Below are 328 nucleotides of genomic sequence, written 5' to 3'. Positions count from 1 at the left end.
TTTTTAAAAACTAGATAAGCTTGCTTTATAATTGGTGCTTTTAATATAAAAAGTAATCCAATATAAATCAGCATTCCCGTTATCATCTGTACCACTAAAGAAAATATATTCATTGTCATATGAGAATTAATAATAAATACAACTAAGAACATTACTACTCCGCTTAGTAGGTATTTCCAAAAACTACTTAACAATTTATTAACAACAATAGACTTTCTAATCATCCATAATTGAATACCAGCAATTGCTAATTCTGATATAACACTTGCAATCGCTGCACCATTCACATTTAATAATCTAATTAAAACATAGTTTGCTAAAATATTTA

The 328-nt window shown here is 25.9% G+C and carries 1 protein-coding gene; it reads right to left on the bottom strand.

The genetic code is table 11. From position 1 onward, the window contains the following. The coding region (locus KGF65_RS16895) for a polysaccharide biosynthesis C-terminal domain-containing protein (protein WP_216788277.1) at positions 1–328 on the bottom strand (328 nt) is incomplete at both ends.

Origin of the sequence: Lactiplantibacillus sp. 30.2.29 (genome assembly GCF_018991255.1) — a bacterium.
GTDB lineage: Bacteria > Bacillota > Bacilli > Lactobacillales > Lactobacillaceae > Lactiplantibacillus > Lactiplantibacillus pentosus.
The sequence above is the reverse complement of the archived record's forward strand: the minus strand, read 5'-3'. Positions and strand labels throughout refer to the sequence as shown.